Origin of the sequence: Cupriavidus sp. SIMBA_020, assembly GCF_046535395.1 — a bacterium.
Lineage (GTDB): Bacteria > Pseudomonadota > Gammaproteobacteria > Burkholderiales > Burkholderiaceae > Cupriavidus > Cupriavidus campinensis.
The window spans coordinates 1-245 of sequence record NZ_JAWRWU010001411.1 but is presented as its reverse complement, the minus strand read 5'-3'; the positions used below and the strand labels follow the sequence as shown (position 1 = coordinate 245).

General features: G+C 60.0%; 1 pseudogene. It reads left to right on the top strand.

Features of this window, described 5'->3' with window-relative positions:
- Positions 1 to 138 precede the first annotated feature (138 nt).
- A pseudogene (locus SB751_RS34175) lies at positions 139 to 245 on the top strand (phosphoribosylglycinamide formyltransferase); the annotation flags it as partial.

Below are 245 nucleotides of genomic sequence, written 5' to 3'. Positions count from 1 at the left end.
GCCGATGGTCAGCGCGCAAGGGGCGCGCTGAGCGGGCGGAGGAAGGGATCGGTAGATACGCAGCGATGGTTTCACGAGCGAGAGTTTACAATTTTGGATTACGGGATTGTTCGACATCCCCAATTTGGATTGGTCATCTTGCCGGAAACTTCTACTACACAGCGCCGCATTGTCATCCTGATCTCAGGGCGCGGCAGCAACATGCAGGCGCTGGTCCAGGCCTGCCGCGAGCAGGGCTGGCCCGC